Genomic DNA, 21,628 nt, shown 5'->3' on the forward strand with positions numbered 1-21,628 from the left:
CCCGGGAGGACATGCCCATTCCCCATGCCCGGGATTGGACATATTGGCACTATGTCCACTGGACGCGGCGGACGGAGGGCATATCCCATGGAGGATCCGGGCCGGCAGCTCAGGCGCCCTCGGCCTCATCCACGGTGAGCTGGGATTCGAACATCCGGAAGTAGCGGCCCCGCAGGGCGACGAGTTCCTTGTGGGTCCCCTGCTCCACGAGCCTGCCGTCCTCGAGCATGTAGACGATATCCGCCTTCTCGATCGTCGCGAGCCGGTGGCTGATGGCGATGATCGTGCTGCTGCGGCCGGCGAAGAGCCTGCTGAAGATGCGGTGCTCGGCGAGGGCATCGATGGCCGAGGTCGGCTCGTCCATCACCATGAACGAGGCGTTCCGGTAGAAATTCCGGGCCATCGCGAGGCGCTGCCACTGCCCGCCGGACAGCCCGCTGCCCTTCCGTCCGCGCGGATCCTCCATCCAGTTGCTGACGTGGTTATCCAGTCCGTTGGGCAGCTTGTTGATGAACTCCAGGGCCTCGGCGTCGGCGGCGGCGTGGCGGACCCGCTCATCGTCCCGCGGCGAATCGACGTCGCCGAAGAAGATGTTCTCCGCCGCGGTGGCGAACTCGTACTTGAGGAACTCCTGGCTCAGCACCGCCAGATGGCGGTGCCAGGAGGTGACGTCGACGGCGGCGAGGTCGACGCCGTCAAGCATGACTTGCCCGGAATCCGGCCGGTAGAGTCCTGCGAGGATGCGGATGAGGGTGGACTTCCCGGCGCCGTTCTCCCCGACGACGGCGATGTGCTGGCCTTCGCGGATGGTCAGGGAGATCCCTTTGATGACCTCCAGTTCGCTGCCGGTGTAGGTGAAACGGATGTCCCGCAGCTCGACGGTCGTGGGCGCCTGCAGCAGGGGCGGGGCGTGGTCGGCGCGCACCGGCAGGGCCATAAACAGCTCGTAGTCCTTGAGGTTCGCGAGGTCCTCGTCGATGGAGCTGAGCGAGGACACAAGGCTGTTGGCGGTGGAGAGGGCGCGGCTGACGATCTGCTGGACGTACAGGAACTGTCCCACCGGCTGCGCCCGGGCGATGATCTGGCCCACGACCCAGATCAGCGACACGACCTCGGCGCCGTATTGGAGTGCGTCGGCGGCGAGCTGTTTGGGGATGTAGCGTTTCTGGAAATCCAGCCGGCGCTTCTCGTCGGCGTCCCGCAGCCGCGAGCGCAGCCCCATCAGGTACCCCACTATTCCGTACAGGCGCATCTCGGCGATGTGCTGGGGCCGCAGGAGGTTGGTTTCGATCATCCTCCGCTGGCGGCGGGAATCAATCTGGGTGTTCCAGTGCGCGATCTGTTCGCGGGAGAGTTTGAACTGCAGGTAGACGCTGGGCACGATCGCTACTAGGACGATCACGGCGATCCACCAGCTGACCAGCAGCAGCGCGCCGATCGCGAGGATCACCGAGACCAGCTGGGTGAAGATGGCGGCGATCCGGTCCAGGACCCGGGCGTAGGAATCGGAGAAGCGCTTGGCCCGGTCGTACAGGTCCACCGTTTCCTTGTCGTCGTAGCGCCAGAACTCGAGGGCGAGGAACCGTTCATACATGAGGTCGCCGACTATCGCGCCCACTTTGAAGCTCATGAGCTGCTGGATGTAGCGGTCCACGCTGCTGAAGGCGCCCCAGAAGAGGCCCAGCGCGGCCGTGATGATGACGTAGATGATCGCCTGCTGCCCGGCCGCGGCGTCGCCCGAATATGCGGCCGCGAGCGCCGTCGTGGTCAGGGCCGCGAAGTACGTGGTGACCAGGGGCAGCAGCGCCGAGATGAGCGAGCCGGCGACCTTCATCACAACGGCTGCGGGCGAGGCCCGGAAGCTCACGCGCAGCACCTGCGCGACGGCCCGGGCGTAGGGCCTCAGCGCCAGCTTGCGCTTCGGTTCACGCGCGGGCACGAGTTCGGACATGCCTCCAGCCTAGTTGTGGGCGCAGACCCGTGAATACCGGCTAGTACTCTTCCCCGTACTGGTACTCCGGGAAATCGAAGCAGGCGCTGAAGCCGTCAATCTGGAGGCTTTCCGGCCCGTCCCAGATGCCCACGATCAGGTGGGTCCCGTCGTTGTGAAGAAGGTCAACGGTGGGGGCGCCGTCTTTGTCGGTGCCCCCGCCAATTTTCCAGTCCGGCTGGCCGGCCACCATGTCCCGGACGTCGTTGAGGAACTTCGTCCTGTCCAGTCCGGGCCGCAACTCGACTTGCCCGGTCCCGGTCCATTTCTTCTGGTCCCCCGGGCACTGCATCAGGGTGGACCTATCGTTTTCAACGACGGTGATGACGAGATCCTTGGGGACCCTTTCGATGATCTGGTGCTGCAGGTCAAGCAGCTTGCCTTTTGCAGCTTCCAGCGTGATGTTGGACATTTGATTACCCGCTCCCGTTGATCCGCACGATGCCAAGCCGACAGCCAGGCCCATCACCGCGGCGGCACGAAGCCATGCCATGCCGCCGGTCCTTGTGCCGGTCATCGATAGAGGTCCTTACGCATTTCCCGTAATGCCATTTCGTTGTCCGCCGTTGTCGCTGCGATGAGGCTGTGGTTGTGGATGCTGTAGGCGTCCCGCCAGGTGACTCCCCCGGGTGGAGCGTAGATGTGCTTGTCAAAGACCGGTTCCTTCATGGGGTAGTTGTCTCCGACGGCGCCGCTGAGTTCCGCCGTTAGCAGGATGTCAGGATACGTGTAGCTGGAGTACCGGGTGCCAGGGTCTGCTATCCATCCGGAGGGCATCGCGGCTCCCGACAACGCGACCACCTTGTCATAGTGTGCTCCGGCAGTCTCGGACCCTGTGACGTTCCGCAGACCCCAGCTATGGCCAATGCCAATGGTCCGTGCACCGGCCGGTTTCTCGAGGTCGACCGCGTTTTGGAAGTCCCGAAGTACCGGGGCGGCCGCGGCGACGAACTCTTCGCTCCGGGCTTCGTCGAGGAAGGCTTCCCCAAACGGCCCGTCCGGGAATTCGCTTCCTTTGTACACCAGGGCCACGGTGCCACCCGAGTGATCCGCCGTGACCAGGTAGCGGGATATCTGCTGCGGTCCGCCGCCGTAGAACGAGCCCTCGTTGGTGGTGGTCCCCGGCACGTAAGTCACGACCGTGGTGGTCTCGGCGTCGTAGTTGCCAACCATTTCCACAATGGAGCTGCGCTGCTGATCGTAGGCCACGAGTTTGATCTTGCCGTCCACCACCTTTTGCAGGTACGCGGCACCGGACTGCCGTGCCGCCCAGGCACCGTGTTCCCTGGCATACAGCTGCGGATACCCCACGGCCATGATCAGCGGATTGAAGCTGGGCTCCGGATCTGAGGTCCGGAGCCAGCCGATCCGGTGCTGCGCGGTGATGGCGTTGGCGCGGATGCGGTCCTCGAACGGGACGCCGTTGGTGTTTCCTGCCAGGACCGGGTACCGGGCGATGAAGGCCGTCCGTTGCCCTGCAGCCAGCCCGTCCCACCAGGCCCGGATCCGGGCCGGCGTCTTGCCCTCCAGATCGGCAGGTTGCGGTGTGGCCGCTGCCGCCGGGAGTCCTGCCGGTGCCGTTCCGGAGCCGCCGGCCAGGCTGGCCAGCTCCTGCTCTTCCGCATTGCGGATCAGTTCCTGGCCCGCGCCGGACAGGAAGGCGGCGGCCCGTCGCAGCTCCCGGCTGTGGCTGGACTGCCAGTCATGCCGAAACCTGTCGGCGTCGGGTCCCGGCCACGGCGCCTGCGCCACGCCGGCGCCCAGGGCGCCCAGCTGCGAGAGCAGGATCCGGCCGGAGGAGCCCATCTGCGCGCCGAGCCGTCTGAGCTGGGCAGTGTCCGCCCCCTGAAATCCAGCAGCCATACCATCCCCCGTGCAGTCGGCCAAGGTGTCGCGGACCCGTCAATCCCGGGCCGCAGATCAGCCTCGAGGGTACCGCGGACAGACGGAAGCAGGGCATGGGCAGAGATCCCCATGACCTGCCTGTCGCCGTGCCTGCGGTGGGGCCACGCCCGCCGGGTTCCCTGGCCGAGCTTGCGAGGTTAGGGAGCGGGTGGGGACTAGCGCGAACCGTAGTTCGGCGCCTCCACCGTCATCTGGATGTCATGCGGGTGGGATTCCTTCAACCCGGCCGGCGTGATGCGGACGAACTTACCGCGGGCCTTGAGCTCCGGAATCGTCGGAGCGCCGGTGTAGAACATGGTCTGGCGGAGGCCGCCGACCAGCTGGTACGCCACGGAGGCCAGCGGGCCGCGGTAGGCCACCCTGCCTTCGATGCCCTCCGGGATGAGCTTGTCATCGCCGGAGACGTCAGCCTGGAAGTAGCGGTCCTTGGAGTAGGAGGTGTTCTTGCCGCGGGTCTGCATGGCACCGAGGGACCCCATGCCGCGGTAGAGCTTGAACTGCTTGCCGTTGACGAAGATCAGGTCACCCGGGGACTCATCGCAGCCTGCCAGCAGGGAACCAAGCATCACGGTGTCCGCGCCGGCAACCAGCGCCTTGCCGATGTCGCCCGAGTACTGCAGGCCGCCGTCGGCGATCAGCGGAACGCCGGCGGGGATGGCCGCCTTGGCGGATTCGTAGATGGCGGTGATCTGCGGGACACCGACGCCGGCCACCACGCGGGTGGTGCAGATCGACCCCGGGCCCACTCCGACCTTGATGCCGTCGGCACCGGCGTCGATGAGCGCCTGGGCGCCTTCGCGGGTGGCGGCCTGGCCGCCGATGATGTCCACGTGGGCGGCGGCGGGATCGGACTTCAGCCGGCGGATCATGTCCAGCACACCCTGCGAGTGGCCGTTGGCGGTATCGACGAAGAGGGCGTCCACGCCGGCGTCGATCATGGTCATGGCACGTTCCCAGCCGTCACCGAAGAACCCGATGGCGGCACCGACACGCAGCCGGCCCGCCTCGTCCTTGGTGGCCAGCGGGTACTGCTCGGCCTTGGTGAAGTCCTTGGTGGTGATGAGGCCCTTAAGCCGGCCCTGCTCATCGACGAGCGGGAGCTTTTCAATCTTGTTGGTCGCCAGCTTGTGCGAGGCTTCCTCACGGCTGATGCCGACGTGCCCGGTGACGAGGGGCATCTTGGTCATGACGTCGCTGACGAGTCGGATCGGGAAATCAGCCTCCGGCACGAAGCGGGTGTCGCGGTTCGTGACGATGCCCAGCAGCCTCATGCCCTCATCCACGACGGGCAGACCGGAGACCCGGTAGTGCGAGCAGATCTCATCCAGCTCGGCCAGTGTGGCCTCGGGGCCTATGGTCAGCGGGTTGGTGATCATGCCGGACTCGCTGCGCTTGACCCGGTCGATCTGGTCCGCCTGTTCGGCGATCGAGAGGTTGCGGTGCACGACGCCGAGACCGCCCTGGCGGGCCATCGCAATGGCCATCCTGGACTCGGTGACGGTGTCCATGGCAGCGGACAGCAACGGTGTCTGGACCGTGATGCGCTTGGAGATCCGGGAGGAGGTGTCCGCCTCGGAAGGAATGACGTTCGTGTGGCCCGGCAGGAGCAGGACGTCGTCATAAGTCAGGCCGATGAAGCCGAAGGGGTCGTGTTCGGGCTGGGTCATGAGTGCGCCTCTTACCTTGGTTGCCGGGTTTCACGGGTAGGGGTTGCAGCAGATGACCAGCCCGTCATTACGGGCATGGCCTGTGCAGAAGTGTTGAATAAATACTAGAACCTTGGCGGCGATCCCCATATTCCGGCCCGGTAATGTGAGCAAAGGCACGGGCGCCGCCGGCCGCCCGGGTCAGGTCCAGCCGGTGGCCGCCAGCAGACGCTGTTCGAACATCGGGATCATGCTCTGGACATAGGTCTTGGTCAAATGGTTGTCGTCCTTGTAGACATACACGTTTCCGACGACGGCGGGGCAGGTCCCGCCGGCGCAGATGAAGTCGCTCAGGTCCATCAGGTGCAACCGCGGAACCCTCCCCCGGTACGCGTCCAGGGGCGAGGAATCGGCAAGGGATTCCTGCAGCGGGATATTGCACTTCCCGGCCCCGGTGCCGTTCTTCTGCACGCATTCGGGCATATTAATGGTGAAGCGCGGGTTGTCGCGGATGCCGACGACGTCCATGCCGGCGTCGGTGATGGGCTTGATGCCCTCGAGGTACTGTGGCACCTCGGTTTCGAACGGTGCGTCCTTGCGGGTCAGCGAGGCGACGGTGAAGACCGCGTCCGGCTTGTGGTCCAGGACGTACCGGGCGCTGGCCGCATTGAAGGCGTTGCACTCGGCATCACGGTCCGGCGACTCACCGCCGAAGCGGCAGTTACCTTTAAGGAGCGCGACGACTTCCCAGCCATGGCTCCGGGCGATCGGGCCGAGCGCCGCCATGTACTGCTGGGCGTGCGAGTCGCCGAGCACGACGATCCGCTTGGTGACGTTCTCCGGACGGCTGTTCTGCAGGCATCCCGCGAGCAGCGGGTCCTCCGGAACGTTCGTGTCATCGCACAGCCCGTCAATGTCCGCCCACTCGTTTTTCATCGCCACGGGCGCGGGGATGATCTTCGCGTCCGGCGTCGGCTTCCCGGCGTTTTCGGGTGACAGGGCCGCCGCTCCGGGGGTCAGTTCTTTCGGCTGCGATGCCGCGGCGGCCTCGTCGGCCATCAATTTGCTCTGCCACACGGACACGGGGCCGCCCAGCAGGGCGCCGCACGCCATGATAACGACGGCGGTGCGCCAGGCGCGGCGCTGGGGCCAGTGCCAGTCGCGCAGCGGCTTCTCCACGAAGCGGGTGGTCAGCACGGCCAGCAGGACGGACGCGGCGACAATACCCAGTCCCTGGACCAGGTTCGGTGCGGTGATCCCCATCCCGGCGAGGGCCAGCACCAGCAGCGGCCAGTGCCACAGATACAGCGCATAGGAGTTGTCGCCCAGTGCTACGAGCGGCTTCCAGCTCAGGAAACGGTCCACGCCGAAGCGGCTGCCGCTCTGACCGGCCACGATGATGGCGGCGGCCGCCAGCGTGGGCCACAGCGCCGCGAAGCCGGGGAAGGAACGGTCCACGGTCAGGAGGATGCCGCAGGAAAGCATGGCGGCGAGGCCTATCCAGCCCAACGCCACCCGCACCAGCCTGCCGGGCTTGAGGTGGGGCAGGGCGAGGGCCAGCAGGGAGCCGAGCGCGAATTCCCAGAGCCGGGCGCGGGTATCGAAGTACGCGTAGGCCTGGTTGTTGGCGGTCTGGTCGATGGAATAGACCAGTGACGCGAGGAAAATGGCACCGAACGCTCCGGCCAGGAGCGCCGTGTAGCTCACCCTGTCATTCAAAGGGGTCCAGCGGCGCAGGAACTTCCGCAGCAGGGCTACGCCGGCAAACACGAGCGGCCAGAGCAGGAACACCTGGCCCTGGATGGACAGCGACCAGAAGTGCTGCAGCGGGCTGGCCCCGGAATGGTCCTGCGCGTAGTAGTCGACTGCGGTGTCCGCCAGGAGCCAGTTCTGCCGGTACAGCAGGGAGGCCCAGGCCTGGTCCAGCACGTCCGGCCAGCGGCTTTCGGGGAGAATCACCCGGGTGCCCGCCAGGACACCGAGGATGACCACCACGACGGCGGGCAGCAGCCGCTTGAGCAGGTGTAGCCAGTGGCTCACGAGTCGCAGGGGCCTGCCGCTCTCCACCTTGCGGGTGAAGCTGAGCGTCATCAGAAAAGCTGAAACAAGAAGGAAAATGTCGACGCCGCCCGAGACCCGGCCGAGCCACACATGGTAGGTGACCACCATGAGCACGGCAAGGGCACGGAGGCCCTGCACCTCGGGCCGGTAGTTGGATTTTGGGCTCGTCGGAGAACCCGCCGCCGCTGCCGGCAGGCTGGCTATGGTTCGCTCGTTCGACACTCGAGACCCTTCAGGCCGGATTCCAAAGCATCAATGTTACCGATCCGTAACTTGTCTGGCCAATCGCAAGGGCTGGCGAGCCGGGCTGCGCCGGGGTATCCGCCGGCCCGGCGGCTACGCTGTAACGAGTCGAAGGAGGCCGCATCGTGATCGCGCAGCTGCGAATTTGTGTGCCGGAGAAGTTGTCCCCCGCTGTGGTCGACTGCTGCTCCGGGGAGATCGGCGTCGCCGAAATCGCGCGCCATACCGGTGCTTCCATTGTTCCGCCGGGGGATGTAATCCAGGTCCTGCTCGCACGCGAATCCGTTGAACGGCTGGTGGAGAAACTCCATGCCCTGAACGTCCAGGAAGTCGGCTCGATCTCGGTCACCATGCCCGAACTGGTGCTCTCGGACCGGGCGGACCAGGCTGTGGCAGCCGCCCCCGGCGAAGGTGCCGATGCCGTGATCTGGGACGAGGTGACCCGGCAGGCAGGGGACGACTCGCGGCTCACCTGGAGTTACCTGGCGTTCCTTGTCCTCGCGACCCAGTTGGCGGCCATCGGCATCGTCACGGATTCGACCATCGCCATTGTCGGGGCAATGGCGGTGGGGCCGGAGTTCGGCCCCCTTGCGGCCTTGGCGGTGGCACTCGTGCGGCGGCAGTGGAAGCTCGGACGCGGTGCGGCGCTGGCGCTCGGCGTCGGCTTCCCCGTGGCCATGCTCGCGGCCGCCCTCACGGCCTGGCTGTCCGTGCCGCTCGGTCTCTTTCCCGCCGACGTGCTCGACCGGGGATCCGCCGTCGATTTCATCTATCATCCGGGACCCTATTCGCTGATCGTTGCCGTGCTGGCCGGGATCGCCGGAATGCTGTCCGTGATCAGCCGCCGGTCCGCAGCCCTGGTGGGCGTGTTCATTTCCGTGACGACCGTCCCGGCCGCCGGCTTCGTGGCTGTGGCGCTGGTCCTGGGCGAGTACCAGAAGGCGGCCGGATCGGTCCTCCAGCTGGGGCTGAATCTCGTGGGAATCGTGGTGGCTGCTGTTGCCGTGCTGATCTTCTACCGGCTGATTACCAGGCGGCTTCCGGGGGACGCCGCGCTGCGGCTCCGGCAGAAGGCCCTGCGCTCCGGGCGCTGACGCCAGCCTCCTGTCACGGGAAGAGGGGCCGGACCAGCTCATGCTGGTCCGGCCCCTCTTCTATGGTGCCGGTGAAGCTGCGGCGCCGGTGCGGGCGCCGCCGTCGAACCTTAGTGCTGGTGGCCCGCGTGCTGGCCTTCATCGGCAGGCTTCTCGACCACGAGGGTTTCTGTGGTGAGAACGAGGGCTGCGATGGAGGCAGCGTTGCGGAGGGCCGCCCGCGTCACCTTCACCGGGTCGATGACGCCGGCAGCGATCAGGTCTTCGTATTCGCCGGTCTTGGCGTTGAAGCCCTGGTTGTCGGCGGATTCGGCAACCTTGGCGACGACGACATAGCCGTCGAAGCCGGCGTTCTGGGCGATCCAGCGCAGCGGCTGGGTCAGTGCCCGGCGGACGATGCCGACAGCTGCCGCCGCGTCACCTTCGAGGGCCTTCACTGCCGGGTCCTCGTCGAGCGCCTTGAGGGCGTGGATGAGGGCGGCGCCGCCGCCGGCCACGATGCCTTCTTCAAGGGCAGCGCGGGTCGAGGAGACAGCATCTTCGATGCGGTGCTTCTTTTCCTTCAGCTCCACCTCGGTGGCTGCGCCGACCTTGATCACGCCGATGCCGCCGGCCAGCTTGGCCAGGCGTTCCTGCAGCTTTTCCTTGTCCCAATCGGAATCCGTGCGGGTCAGCTCGGCGCGCAGCTGGGAAACCCGGGCTGCGACGTCCTCGGCCGAACCGGCGCCGTCGACGATGGTGGTGTTGTCCTTCGTGACGGTGATGCGCCGGGCGGTGCCCAGCACCTCGAGGCCAACGGTGTCCAGGCTGAGGCCCAGTTCCGCAGAGACAACCTGTGCGCCCGTGAGGGTGGCGATGTCCTGCAGCATGGCCTTGCGGCGGTCGCCGAAGCCCGGTGCCTTGACGGCAACGACGTTCAGGGTGCCGCGGATGCGGTTGACGATGAGCGTGGAGAGAGCCTCGCCGTCGACGTCCTCGGCAATGATGAACAGCGGCTTGGAGCTCTGCAGCGCCTTTTCCAGCAGCGGCAGGAAGTCCTGGACCGAAGAGATCTTGCCCTGGTTGATCAGGATCAGGGCGTCTTCGAGGACTGCTTCCTGGCGTTCCGCGTCGGTGACGAAGTACGGGGACAGGTAGCCCTTGTCGAACTGCATGCCCTCGGTGAGGACCAGTTCGGTCTGCGTGGTGGAGGATTCCTCGATGGTGATCACACCATCCTTGCCGACCTTGCCGAAGGCCTCGGCCAGGAGCTCGCCGATCTCGTCGCTCTGTGCGGAGATAGAGGCGACGTTGGCTACCTGGGTGCCTCCGACCGGACGGGCATTTTCCAGCAGGCGGGCTGCGACGGCCTCAACAGAGACCTCGATGCCGCGCTTGATCTCGCCGGGGGCAGCGCCCGCCGCAACGTTGCGGAGGCCTTCCTTGACGAGGGCCTGGGCCAGCACGGTGGCGGTGGTGGTGCCGTCACCGGCAACATCGTTGGTCTTGGTGGCGACCTCCTTGGCAAGCTGCGCGCCAAGGTTTTCGTACGGGTCATCCAGCTCGACTTCACGGGCGATGGTGACACCATCGTTAGTGATCGTGGGGGCGCCCCACTTCTTGTCCAGCACGACGTTGCGGCCGCGCGGGCCAAGGGTCACCTTGACGGTGTTGGCGAGCTTATCGATGCCGGCTTCAAGCGACCGGCGGGCAGCGTCGTTAAACGCGAGCTGCTTTGCCATGGTTTTGTCCTTTCAAAGACAGAACCCCGCGCAACTGATCCATCAACGAGGGATCGGCTGCGCGGGGGTCCAAGAGAGTTACTTTACGACGATCGCCAGAACGTCGCGGGCGGACAGCACGAGGTACTCGGTACCGCCGGTCTTGACTTCAGTTCCGCCGTACTTGGAGTAGATGACAACGTCGCCGACGGCAACATCGATCGGGACGCGGTTGCCGTTGTCGTCAAAGCGGCCGGGGCCTACTGCAACAACTTCGCCTTCCTGCGGCTTTTCCTGCGCGGAGTCCGGGATAACCAGGCCGGAAGCCGTGGTCTGCTCGGCTTCGAGCGGGCGGACAACAATACGATCCTCAAGAGGCTTAATAGAGACCGACAAGGACCTCTCCTATTCGTCAGCAAATTCGTGGACTGTGAAGCTGTGCTGCCATGGCGTACAGACCGTCGTCGCGGTGCCGGCAGCATACCTGGCTGACAGAGCTTCAGGTGTTAGCACCCTCCTAGGGAGAGTGCTAATGACGACTCTATGTAAGTAGTTAGCACTCGGTCAAGGCGAGTGCCAGAAGTTCGTTCCGGGTGAACGCCGGCGAGGCCCGGAATCTGCCCGGGACGGGTCCCCGGCTACCGTTCGCCGAGGTCGTCGAAGTCCACGTCTTCGCCGTCTTCTTCGCCCGCATCCCGGCCAGATTCGCTGCGGTGGCGGTACAGCACCACGCCACCCGCGGCGGCCAGGACAACGCCGGTGATGAGGAAGATGATGCCGCCCGCCCGGGCGGCGGCGTAGGTCTCCCGGATGTTGCGAGCCTCGTCGGTGGCGTCCGTGACGTCCTTGCCGCCGACGGAGTAGATGGTCGCGTTGAAGGAGTCCAGGAAGAAGATGATGACCAGGAGCGCCACACAGACCACCGCCATGACGCTTCCAGCGATCAGCGCCGGCCGGGCGTATCGGACAAGCCCCTGGCGGCTGCGCTGGTCCTCATCGGCGTACTGTACGGCGGCATCGTCGTCGGTGGAGCCGTCATTCCTGCTGCTGTCTTGCGTGCCGCTGTCATCCATGCCGTCCAGCCTATCGGGCGCGCCGGGCGGACGGAGCCTGAACCGTGTCTGCTCTAGGCTTGATCGCATGGCTGACGCAACGCAGGACCAGATCGCACCGCTCCTCAATCCCGAGGGTTGGGAGCTCCTGGCGTCGCTGGGGCCGTACCGGGAGGACGAGGCTTTCCGGCTGAATGCTTCGCTACGGAAGGCCGGCCACTCCCCCGAGCTGGTCTCCGCCGTCCTCACCCAGTCCCGGCTCCGGACCAGGGCCGAGGCCAAGTTCGGCGAGTTCGCCCGGCAGATGATCTTCACCCAGGCCGGACTGGAGCAGGCAACCCGGCTCACCGTCGCGGCCCGGCACGCCCAGCGGTTCGTGGAGGCTGGCATCACCCGTGTCGCGGACCTTGGCTGCGGCCTGGGCGCCGACGCGATGGCCCTGGCGTCCCTGGATGTCCAGGTGACCGCGGTGGAGATGGATGAGACCACCGCCGCCTGCGCCACGATGAACCTGATCCCGTTCCGGAACGCCACGGTGGTCCACGCGGACGCCACCACCGTGTCCCTCGACGGCGTCGACGGCGTCTGGCTGGACCCGGCCCGCCGCACCACCTCCACCTCCGGCACCAAACGGCTCTGGGACCCGGAAGACTTCTCCCCGCCGCTGTCCTTTGTCGAGTCCCTGGCCGGCGCCGGACTCGCCGTGGGCGTGAAGATGGGCCCCGGCATGCCGCACGACTCGGTGACCAAAGACTGCGAAGCCCAGTGGGTCTCGGTGGGCGGGGACGTCACCGAGGTGTCGCTGTGGTTCAACGCGGTCCGGCGCCCCGGAATCAGACGTGCCGCCCTCCTGCTGGGCTCCGAGGGCGCGGCAGAACTCACCAGCGCCGAGGACTTCGACGGCGGCCCGGTGGCCCCCGTGGGTCCGGTCGAGGGCTACCTCTATGAGCCGGACGGCGCCGTCATCCGCGCCGGACTGGTGGCCGACGTCGCCCTCCAGCTGGGCGGGCACCTCGTGGACGAGCACATCGCCTACATCTGCGCCCCGGAACTGCGGGACACCCCGTTTGCCCGGGCCTACCGGGTCCTGGAGGTGATGCCGTACAACGTCAAGGCGCTCAAGTCATGGGTCAAGGACCACGGCATCGGCGTGCTGGACATCAAAAAACGCGGCACCTCGGTCACGCCGGAGGAACTGCGCAAGCAGTTGCTGCCGGGCGGCAAGACCGGCGGTGGCAAGGCCACAGGAAAGAATGCCGCCAGGAAAACGGCCACCCTGGTCCTCACCAGGATCGGCGAGGAGCGTGTGGCCATTTCGGTGGAGCCGGTCTGACTCCGGGTCTGACTCCGGCCCGGTATGCTGCGCCCGGCCTACTGCGCCCGCATGAACTCCTCGGCGGCCCGGACCTGCTCTTCGCCGGGCCGGATGCCGGTGTAGAGCACAAACTGTTCCAGGGCCTGGATGGTGGCCACCTCGGCGCCCGTAATGACGGTCTTGCCGGCGGCGCGGCCGGCCTTGATGAGCGGCGTTTCGGCCGGCAGCGCGACGACGTCGAACACCACCGTCGCGGCGTCCACCACCTCCTGCGGGAACGACAGGGAGTCGGCATTGGGGCCGCCCGTTGTACTCCCTGCCATACTCCCTGCCATACCGATAGGGGTGACATTAATGATCATGTCGGCGGCCCCGGCGCCGGATGAATCGACGTCGGCGCGCCAGGCGAAACCGTAGAGCCCGGCGAGCGCACGTCCCGCCTCCTCGTTGCGGGCGATCACCGTAACGTCGGTGAATCCGGCGTCCCGCAGCGCTGCCGCGGTGGCCTTGGCCATGCCGCCGGCGCCTTTCAACAGCACGGAGTATGAGGCCGGCACGGCATGGCGCTGCAGTAACTGCTCGATCGCCGTGTAGTCGGTGTTGTAGGCCGTGAGCCGGCCGGCGTCGTTGACGATCGTGTTGACCGAGTCGATGGCCTTCGCGGAGGGGTCCATCACGTCGACGAGGGCAATGACGGCTTCCTTATATGGCATCGAGACCGCGCAGCCGCGGATTCCAAGGCCCCGCACGCCGGCGATCGCCTGGGCGAGGTCCGTCGGGGCAAAGGCCTTGTAGATCCAGTTCAGTCCGAGCTGTTCATACAGATAGTTGTGGAAGCGCGTCCCGTTGTTACTCGGCCGGGCCGACAGGGAGATGCACAGGGTCATGTCTTTATTCAGGATGGGCACCCCTCCATTAAACGACAGACCGCACTATACGGCGGCGCGGCTTGGCACCCGCTGGGCGACCGCCCGGCGCCGCCGGCCTCAGCCGCAGCCGGAACCCGGGTGCTGGCGTCCGACGGCGACGGGCAGCTTTCCGGGGGCCGTCGCCTGGCCGGCGAGCACTGCCGCCAGGGCATCGAACGCTCCCTGGCTGCGGCCGTACAGGGCGATTCTGGCCGGGGCGGCCGAGTCTGCCAGCGGCCACGGCGCGTCGAGTGCAACCGCCACGTCTGCCGCCGCTGTTTCCGGCCCTGCCGGCTTCCCGCCGAAACCGATCAGAGAAACGAGCGGGCCGTCGCCGATGCTGATGCCGGCGTCCCTGGCCGCTGCGGTGAAGCGCGAACGGTCCTCCTCGGAGCCTCCCGTCACACGAACGCTCGCGGGGACCATACGCCCGCGGCACGGCCCTGACAGCACGGTAATCGCGGCCTCGGAGACCCTTTGCGAGAGTTCGGTGCCGGTCCCCGGTGCCGTTCCCGCCGGGGTCCCGGTGCGGCCACGCCAGATCATCATGGTGACCACCCGGCGTGCTGCCTCGGCCAGCCGCTCCGGCGGCAGGCCACCAGCCTTGACCGCGGCGACGATTGCGCCGTGGGCCACGGCCACGTCTGCCGGCATCAGCAGCAGGTCGGCGCCGGCGGCCAGCGCCAGCGGTGCGGCCGAGTCGTTGGGGAACTGCTCCCGGACCGCCCCCATGTTGAGCGCATCCGTCACGGCCACGCCGTCGAACCCCATCCGGCGCAGCTCCGCATAGGCCGCCTTGGACAGGGATGCGGGCACCCCGGGTTCCAGGGCCGGAACGGCGATGTGTCCGGTCATGACCATCGGCAGGCCGGCGTCGATGGCCGCCTGGAAGGGTAACAGGTCCCTGGTCCGGAGCTGCTCCAGGGAAGCGCCCTGGACGGGGAGGTCCGTGTGGGAATCGACGCTCACCGAGCCGTGGCCGGGAAAGTGCTTCGCGGCGGGCAGCAGCCCGGACTCCAGCATCCCCTTCGAGAACGCGACGCCGAAGTCCGCCGCTGTGTCGGCGTTGCCGGACATGGACCGGGCGCCGATGGTCGGGTCGGCGGGTCCCATGGTGATGTCCGCAGCGGGGGCGAAGTTGGTGTTGAAGCCGACGGCCGCCAGTTCCGAGGCCATCGCCTGGCCGGCATCGGACGCGAGCGGGGCGCTTCCGGCAGCGCCATAGCTCATCGGGGCAGGCCACTCGGTCAGCGGGGCGCGCAGCCGGGCAACCACCCCGCCTTCCTGGTCGACGCCGATCAGTCCGGGCCAGCCGCGGCCGTCCGCCCGCGCCGCCGCCTGGAGCCGGCCGGTGACGCCGCGCATGGCGCCGGTGTCCACCTGGCCGGCGGGGGTTCCCGGGACATTGTCGGCCATGATGATGGAGCCCGCCAGGTGCAGCCGCTCCACGCTTGCGGCGTGGGCTTCATGGTCCTGGCCGGCGTAGAACGGCAGCAGGACCTGCCCGGCCCGCTGCTCAGGGCTCATCGCGGCGACGGCCCTGCGTGCGGCGTCCGCGTCCTGTTGCTGCGGCCCCCAGCCAAGCGGTCTGGTTCCGGCCCGGAGCGCAGATTCCGGGGAGCCGCCCGGCGGCTGAGACGGCGGCTGAGACGGCCCGGCCGGGTGCAGACGCGGGCTCGTTGTGCCGGCCTGCCCGGGGGCCACGGGGCCGGCGGAGCGGTCCGTGGCGGGAGGCGCCGAGCAGGAGGAAATCCCGAGGGCCAGCCCCAGGACCGCGCCTAGGACTGCTGCGGTCGGAGTCCTTTTGTGAACACTTTCACGTGTTCTCTGCAACCTGGCCACCGTCTCGATGCTACCCCTGCACTAGACTTGCACCACCGTTGCCCTGCCAACTGTCCGGCGACTCCGCCTGTGACGTTGCCGGCCGGAGTGGCGGAAACGGACAGCAGAACAGTGAAGGGACCACATGAAGATTGATTTCGCTTCATCCAGGCAATCAACTCTTGGTGTGGAATGGGAACTAGCCCTCGTCGACGCGGAAACCGGTGAGCTGGCCTCCGTCGCCAAGGAAGTACTCCGCGGCGTGGCCGCCCGGCATCCCGAGCTGAACGAGGATGACGAGCACCCCCACATCAAGCAGGAACTGCTGCTGAACACGGTGGAGCTCGTCACCGGAATCTGCACCACCGTGGCCGAGGCGAAAGCGGACCTGAGCAGTTCCCTCGCCGCGGTCCGGGATGTCACCGATCCCATGGGCGTCGAAATCTTCTGCGCCGGAAGCCACCCCTTCAGCCCGCCCCAGCTCCAGCCCGTGACGGACAAGGCACGCTACGCGAAGCTCATTGACCGTACCCAGTGGTGGGGCCGCCAGATGGTCATCTACGGCGTCCATGTGCACGTCGGCCTCGACAGCCGGGACAAGGTCCTCCCCGTCCTAGACGGCCTGGTCAACTATTTCCCGCAGTTCCAGGCGCTCTCCGCCTCCAGCCCGTTCTGGGGCGGCGAGGACACCGGCTACGCCTCGCACCGTGCCCTCATGTTCCAGCAGCTGCCCACCGCCGGGCTGCCCTTCCAGTTCTCCAGCTGGGAAGACTTCGAGTCCTACGCCCAGGACATGTTCACCACCGGCGTGATCGACTCGCTCTCCGAAATACGCTGGGACATCCGGCCTGTCCCCCATTTCGGCACCATCGAGATGCGCATCTGCGACGGCCTGGCCACCTTGGAGGAAGTCGGAGCCATCGCCGCCCTGACCCAGTGCCTCGTCGACGAGTTCTCTACGACGCTGGACAACGGCGGCACCATACCCACCATGCCGCCCTGGCATGTGCAGGAGAACAAGTGGCGTGCGGCCCGCTACGGCCTGGACGCCATCATCATCCTCGACGCTGAAGGCAACGAGCAACTCGTCACGGACCACATCCGCGAGACGGTCGCGCGGCTTGAACCCGTCGCCGTGAAACTGGGGTGCACAGCCGAGTTGGCCGATGTCCTGAAGATTATCGAGCGCGGCGCCGGCTACCAGCGGCAGCGCCGCGTGGCGGCAGAGCACGGCGGCGACCTGCGCGCCGTCGTTCTGGACCTGGTCAAGCAGATGCGCAAGGGCTCCGAAGCTTAACTGGGGGAACGGGACCTGCGCCGCGCGCCCATCCAACTCGCAGCAGGGGCCGTTTTCAGCCCTCACAACGGCCGCAACTGCCAGCTACTTTGGGCCCGGCAGCCCGCGTCGCGGGATGGCCTCAGGCGGAGATGGACGTGACCGGCATCGACGAATCCGGCGCGAAGCCGGTGCCGCTCGGCGCAATACCGGCCATCACCAGCTGGGCGCCGAGGGCCGCCACCATGGCGCCGTTGTCGGTGCACAGCCCCGGCGGGGGAACGGTCAGCCGGATCCCGGCGGCGCTGCAACGCTGTTCGGTCAGCTGGCGCAGCCGTGAGTTCGCGGCCACGCCGCCGCCCAGCAGCAGCTCGGTGATGCCGTTCTCCCGGCAGGCCAGCACGGCCTTGGCCGTAATCACATCCACCACGGCCTCCTGGAAGGCTGCGGCGATGTCCGCCACCGGGACCGGCTCGCCGCGGGCTTCAAACTGCTCGACGCAGCGGGCGACGGCGGTCTTGAGCCCGCTGAAGGACCAGTCGTAGCGGTGCGGTCCGGGTTCCTCGGCGGTGCCCATGTACTTCGGCTGGGTGAGGCCGCGGGGGAAACGGATCGCCTTGGCGTTGCCGGTGCGTGCCAGTCTGTCGATGACCGGGCCGCCCGGATAGCCCAGGCCCAGCAGCCGGGCCACCTTGTCATAAGCCTCGCCGGCGGCGTCGTCGATCGTGGAGCCGAGCAGCTGGACGTCTGCTGTGATGTTCCGGATCCGCAGGATCTCGGTGTGACCACCGGAGACCAGCAGCGCGCCTAAGTTTTCCGGCAGGGTTTCCGGCCGGTTTTCCGGCCGGATTTCCGGCCGCGCCCCCGGAAACGGCTGCGGGCCGCCGTCGTCCGCCTGCAGCAGGCCGACGCCGACATGCGCCACAAGGTGGTTGATCGCGTACAGCGGTTTGCCGGTGGCGACGGCGAGGGCCTTGGCCGCGCAGACGCCGACCATCAGTGCCCCGGCGAGTCCGGGACCGGAGGTGACGGCGATGGCATCGATGTCCGCCAGCGTCACCCGGGCTTCGGCCAGCGATTCCCGGAGGGTCGGGACGAACGCGTCGAGATGGGCGCGGGAGGCGATCTCGGGAATGACCCCGCCGAACCGGACATGCTCATCCATCGAGGAGGCCACGGTGTTGCTCAGCAGCCGGGTTCCGCGAACAATCCCGACGCCCGTCTCGTCGCAGGAGGATTCAATGCCAAGGACCAGCGGCCGGTCACTGTGCTGGGGGCGGTTCATGGGCGGTCTGCTTCCCGGGGCGTGGTGTCGGTGCGTGCGTCAGTGAGCCTTAGCCGCATGATCAGCGCGTCGACGCCGTCGCGGTAGTAGCGGGGCCGGACGTGGATCTGTTCGAATCCAAATCGGCGGTAGAGCTGCTGGGCGCGGGGATTGTCGGCGCGGACTTCCAGCAGCACGTCCTCGGCGTGGCGGCTCCGGCTCTCGCAGATGAGCCCGGTGAGCAGGGCGGAGCCGATCCCCTTGCCCTCCTGCTCGGGTACGACGGCGATGGTCTGGACGTCCGCGATCGGCTCCATACACATCAGGCCGGCATAGCCGACGATTTTCCCGGCGTGCTCGGCCACGAGGTAATGCCGGGTTTCGGCCTGCGACAGCTCATCGACGAACATCTGAAGCGGCCAGGCGTCAACCGGAAAGAGCCGGCGCTCGAGTTCGTGAACCGCGGGAATGTCCGTGGCCGTCATTGCGCGCAGCGTTGCCGCGCCCGTGGCCCGCACTTCTTCCGGGCCGGTCACAGTGCCCTCTTCCGGGGGCCCGGAACCCGGGCATCGGACTCTCGCAGGTACAGCGGGGTCGAGTCCAACAGCTTTTCCCCGGCGGCGAGCCGGGCCAGCGCGAACTGGCCCAGGGAGAGGGCTTCGGGCTGCCGGGTGCTGAATCCGGGGACTGCCTTGACGACGTCGGAGTAAATTCCGGCCCCGGCACCGTAGACCGGAAGCCTGGGGAGGTCCGCGGCGAATCCCACATGGGGTCCGTCCATCAGCTGCGGGAGTTGGCCGCCGGCCAGGGCGTAGCGGGCCCAGTAGACCTCTTTGCGCCGCGCATCCGTGGCCACGAGGAACTCCGGCGCCGCGTCCGTGGACTCAGCCACTTCAAGGGCGATGGCGTCCAGGCTCATCAGTCCGTGCAGCGGTTTGCCCCAGGCGAAAGCGAGGGTGCGGGCGGTGACGATTCCGGAGCGCAGGCCGGTGAACGGGCCGGGACCCACCCCGGTGACGATCGCGTCGACGTCGGCTCCGCCCAGGCCGGCGTCCGCGAGGAGCTTCTCGATGCCCGGGGCTAGGACTTCGGCATGGCTCCGGGTGTCCTCGGTGGAAAAGCTGCCGATCAGGGATTCCAGGGCGTCGTCGGAGAGGAGCGCGGCGCTGGCAACGGCCGAGGTGTCGATGGCGAGGATCAGCATCAGGAGTTCCGTTCCGTGGGCTCGGGCATGGCCGCAGGCAGGACCGGCGAGTGCACCCAGCGCGGGCCGAAGCCGCGGATCACGACGGTGCGGGGCTCGTCGTCATCCCCGGTGTCAAAGTCCAGGGGGCCGGCGCCCTGGGTATCGGTTTCGGTGGTGCCGGCCACGCCGGCAGCCGGGACGGCGCCGCCGAGGCTGCGGACCAGGTCCACCTCGAGCCGGCTGTCGCTCAGATGCTCCACCCGGCCGCGGCCCCATTCCACCACCGTCACGGCACTGTCCATGGTGTTTTCCAGGTCGATGTCGTCGATTTCGGCGGCCGAGCCCAGCCGGTAGGCGTCCACGTGCACCAGGTCCGGCCCGCCGGGACGCGGCCCGTCGGGCCGGTTCGGGTGGATGCGGACCAGCACGAAGGTCGGGGAGATGATGCCGGCGCGGACGCCCAGTCCTTCCCCGAGTCCCTGCGCGAGCGTGGTCTTTCCCGCGCCGAGTTCGCCGGTGAGGACCAGCAGATCGCCGGCCAAGAGCTGGGCGCCGAGGGCAGCCCCGAGGGCGTGCGTCTGCTCCGCGGTCCGGACATTGAGGGTCCTTTCCCACGCCGGGGAGGTCACGGCCGCGGCCCTGCAGCGACGTCCGGCACCGCGCTGCGGTCCGGTTCCTCGTTGATATAGCGGCGTGGCACCCGGGGGCTGATCCGCGTAACGATCTCGTAGTTGTTGGTGCCGGCAGCCCTGGCCCAGTCCTCCGCCGTGGGGCCGCCGTCGGCGCCGTCGCCAAACAGCACGGCCTCGGCGCCGAGGAGGCTGGGCCCGCCGGTTGAGACGTGAAGCGGTCCGAGGTCAATCACCATCTGGTCCATCGCGATGCGGCCAACCACGGGGTAGTTCACGCCTTCCACCCGAACCGGCCCGCCGGTGGCGACGCGCGGAACGCCGTCGGCATAGCCGAGGGGGATGAGCCCGAGGGTACTGGTGCCGCGGGTGCGGTAGTTCAGTCCGTAGGAGACGCCCTGGCCGGCGGGAACGTCCTTGCAGTGCGAGACGACGGTCCGGAGCGTCATGGCGGGGCGCAGGCCCAGTTCGTCGGGGCTCTGCCCTTCGAACGGGGACAGCCCGTAGAGGCCCAGGCCCACGCGGACCAGGTCAAAATGGGTATCGGGGCGGGACAGCGTGGCCGGGGTGTTGGCGAGGTGCCGGACCTCGGGGTCCACGCCGGCGTCGTGGGCGATGGCGAGGACTTCGCGGAAGGCCTCGAGCTGCTCATCCGTTTCCGGGCGGTCCGGCTCGTCCGCTACCGCGAGGTGTGAGAAGATCCCCACCACCCGAAGCAGGCCCTGGTCCTGGTATTCCATGGCTTCGCCGACGAGGCCGTCCCAGGCATCGAGGGTGGCCCCGTTGCGGCCCAGACCGGTGTCCACCTTCAGATGGACACGGGCGGGCCGTTCCTGTGTGCGGGCCGCCGCCACGATCCGCTGCAGTTCCCAGCCGGAGCAGCCGATGTCGATTCCGGCGGCGACGGCGGCGGCGAAGTTGCTCTCCGGGGTGTGCAGCCAGGCCAGCAGGGGAGCCTCGATACCCGCGGCGCGCAGGGCAAGGGCCTCGGAGATGTGGGCGACTCCCAGCCAGCTGGCGCCGGCGCTGAGCGCTGCCCGGGCCACAGGAACGGCGCCGTGGCCGTAAGCGTCGGCCTTGACCACCGCCATGACCTGGGCGGGCGAGGCCATGGCTGCGAGCCGCCGCACGTTGTGCCGGATGGCCTCGAGGTCGATTACTGCCGAGCGTTCCTCGACGTGGGCCGGCGCGGCTTCCGACCCGGGCCGGAAGTCACCTGTTGCTGCTGGGTAAGTCACTTAACGATTCTAGGGGCGGCAGCGCGCAGCTCTGAATTCGTGCGCAGCGGCGACATCCCGTTTCCGGAGGACATGCCCATTTTTCGCACCCAGGCGCGGACAAAACGGGACCATGTCCAGGCCACGGCTCGGGCGGAGGGCATGTCCAACGGCAACCAGATTCGGGGCCGACAACCGGGCGGAGGACATGCCCATTGTTCGCACCCAGGAGCGGACACAACGGAATCATGTCCAGGCCAGGGCCCGGGCGGAGGGCATGTCCAACGGCAACCAGATTCGGGGCCGACACCCGGGCGGAGG

Annotated in this window: 18 protein-coding genes; 3 read left to right on the forward strand and 15 right to left on the reverse strand. The window is 67.6% G+C overall.

The annotated features are described in order from the left end of the window. Nucleotides 1–109 precede the first annotated feature (109 nt). The 5 genes from ACZYZE_RS03385 to ACZYZE_RS03405 form a co-directional block, all read right to left on the reverse strand. The gene (locus ACZYZE_RS03385; RefSeq protein WP_463906243.1) at nt 110–1,951 is read right to left on the reverse strand and encodes an ABC transporter ATP-binding protein; all 1,842 of its coding nucleotides are present in this window, start codon (nt 1,949–1,951) and stop codon (nt 110–112) included. Nucleotides 1,952–1,991: 40 nt separating this feature from the next. Beyond that, nucleotides 1,992–2,483, reverse strand: coding sequence for a hypothetical protein (locus ACZYZE_RS03390; RefSeq protein WP_463906244.1), 492 nt, complete (start codon nt 2,481–2,483; stop codon nt 1,992–1,994). 20 nt (nt 2,484–2,503) lie between these two features. Next, nucleotides 2,504–3,853 carry a hypothetical protein gene (locus ACZYZE_RS03395; RefSeq protein WP_463906245.1) on the reverse strand — a complete coding sequence of 450 codons (1,350 nt, stop codon included), beginning with the start codon at nt 3,851–3,853 and terminating at the stop codon, nt 2,504–2,506. Between the two features lie 197 nt (nt 3,854–4,050). Beyond that, nucleotides 4,051–5,562: an IMP dehydrogenase gene (guaB, locus tag ACZYZE_RS03400; RefSeq protein ID WP_459317051.1), complete on the reverse strand. Its 1,512-nt coding sequence runs from the start codon at nt 5,560–5,562 to the stop codon at nt 4,051–4,053. Between the two features lie 180 nt (nt 5,563–5,742). After that, nucleotides 5,743–7,806 (reverse strand): acyltransferase family protein, encoded by a 2,064-nt coding sequence (locus ACZYZE_RS03405; RefSeq protein WP_459317092.1) that lies wholly within the window; start codon nt 7,804–7,806, stop codon nt 5,743–5,745. 164 nt (nt 7,807–7,970) lie between these two features. Between ACZYZE_RS03405 and ACZYZE_RS03410 the strand changes: the two genes are divergently transcribed. Next, on the forward strand, nt 7,971–8,939 hold the full coding sequence (locus ACZYZE_RS03410) for a DUF389 domain-containing protein (RefSeq protein ID WP_463906247.1): 969 nt from the start codon (nt 7,971–7,973) through the stop codon (nt 8,937–8,939). A 110-nt stretch (nt 8,940–9,049) separates the two neighbouring features. Here ACZYZE_RS03410 and groL read toward each other — a convergent pair whose 3' ends face one another. The 3 genes from groL to ACZYZE_RS03425 form a co-directional block, all read right to left on the reverse strand. After that, complete coding sequence (gene groL / locus ACZYZE_RS03415) at nt 9,050–10,660, reverse strand: chaperonin GroEL (RefSeq protein WP_463906248.1); 1,611 nt, start codon at nt 10,658–10,660, stop codon at nt 9,050–9,052. Between the two features lie 78 nt (nt 10,661–10,738). After that, nucleotides 10,739–11,035: a co-chaperone GroES gene (gene groES / locus ACZYZE_RS03420; RefSeq protein WP_018773735.1), complete on the reverse strand. Its 297-nt coding sequence runs from the start codon at nt 11,033–11,035 to the stop codon at nt 10,739–10,741. A gap of 242 nt (nt 11,036–11,277) precedes the next feature. Next, on the reverse strand, nt 11,278–11,712 hold the full coding sequence (locus ACZYZE_RS03425) for a hypothetical protein (RefSeq protein WP_459317054.1): 435 nt from the start codon (nt 11,710–11,712) through the stop codon (nt 11,278–11,280). A gap of 67 nt (nt 11,713–11,779) precedes the next feature. On the opposite strand from ACZYZE_RS03425, the gene ACZYZE_RS03430 reads away from it, so the two are divergent. Further along, nucleotides 11,780–13,024: a THUMP-like domain-containing protein gene (locus tag ACZYZE_RS03430; protein ID WP_463906251.1), complete on the forward strand. Its 1,245-nt coding sequence runs from the start codon at nt 11,780–11,782 to the stop codon at nt 13,022–13,024. A gap of 38 nt (nt 13,025–13,062) precedes the next feature. Here ACZYZE_RS03430 and ACZYZE_RS03435 read toward each other — a convergent pair whose 3' ends face one another. Then, nucleotides 13,063–13,914, reverse strand: a complete 852-nt coding sequence (locus tag ACZYZE_RS03435; RefSeq protein ID WP_463906253.1) for a shikimate 5-dehydrogenase — start codon at nt 13,912–13,914, stop codon at nt 13,063–13,065. 78 nt (nt 13,915–13,992) lie between these two features. Next, entirely contained in the window at nt 13,993–15,441 is a 1,449-nt protein-coding gene (locus ACZYZE_RS03440) for a glycoside hydrolase family 3 protein (protein ID WP_463906254.1), read from the reverse strand. Nucleotides 15,442–15,880: 439 nt separating this feature from the next. Here ACZYZE_RS03440 and ACZYZE_RS03445 point away from each other — a divergent pair, with 439 nt between their 5' ends. Next, complete coding sequence (locus ACZYZE_RS03445) at nt 15,881–17,032, forward strand: glutamate--cysteine ligase (protein WP_459317058.1); 1,152 nt, start codon at nt 15,881–15,883, stop codon at nt 17,030–17,032. 121 nt (nt 17,033–17,153) lie between these two features. Here ACZYZE_RS03445 and tsaD read toward each other — a convergent pair whose 3' ends face one another. The 5 genes from tsaD to alr are packed head-to-tail and all read right to left on the reverse strand — an operon-like array spanning nt 17,154 to nt 21,328. Further along, nucleotides 17,154–18,296: a tRNA (adenosine(37)-N6)-threonylcarbamoyltransferase complex transferase subunit TsaD gene (tsaD, locus tag ACZYZE_RS03450; RefSeq protein ID WP_463906255.1), complete on the reverse strand. Its 1,143-nt coding sequence runs from the start codon at nt 18,294–18,296 to the stop codon at nt 17,154–17,156. Beyond that, the gene (gene rimI / locus ACZYZE_RS03455; protein ID WP_459317093.1) at nt 18,293–18,760 is read right to left on the reverse strand and encodes a ribosomal protein S18-alanine N-acetyltransferase; all 468 of its coding nucleotides are present in this window, start codon (nt 18,758–18,760) and stop codon (nt 18,293–18,295) included. The genes tsaD and rimI overlap by 4 nt, the downstream gene beginning before the upstream one ends. 47 nt (nt 18,761–18,807) lie before the next feature. Then, nucleotides 18,808–19,479, reverse strand: a complete 672-nt coding sequence (tsaB, locus tag ACZYZE_RS03460) for a tRNA (adenosine(37)-N6)-threonylcarbamoyltransferase complex dimerization subunit type 1 TsaB (RefSeq protein ID WP_459317060.1) — start codon at nt 19,477–19,479, stop codon at nt 18,808–18,810. Further along, on the reverse strand, nt 19,479–20,090 hold the full coding sequence (gene tsaE / locus ACZYZE_RS03465) for a tRNA (adenosine(37)-N6)-threonylcarbamoyltransferase complex ATPase subunit type 1 TsaE (protein ID WP_463906256.1): 612 nt from the start codon (nt 20,088–20,090) through the stop codon (nt 19,479–19,481). The genes tsaB and tsaE overlap by 1 nt, the downstream gene beginning before the upstream one ends. Next, nucleotides 20,087–21,328: an alanine racemase gene (gene alr, locus ACZYZE_RS03470; protein ID WP_463906257.1), complete on the reverse strand. Its 1,242-nt coding sequence runs from the start codon at nt 21,326–21,328 to the stop codon at nt 20,087–20,089. Before alr ends, tsaE begins: the two co-directional genes overlap by 4 nt. Between the last annotated feature and the right edge of the window lie 300 nt (nt 21,329–21,628).

Source organism: Pseudarthrobacter woesei, from assembly GCF_055412745.1.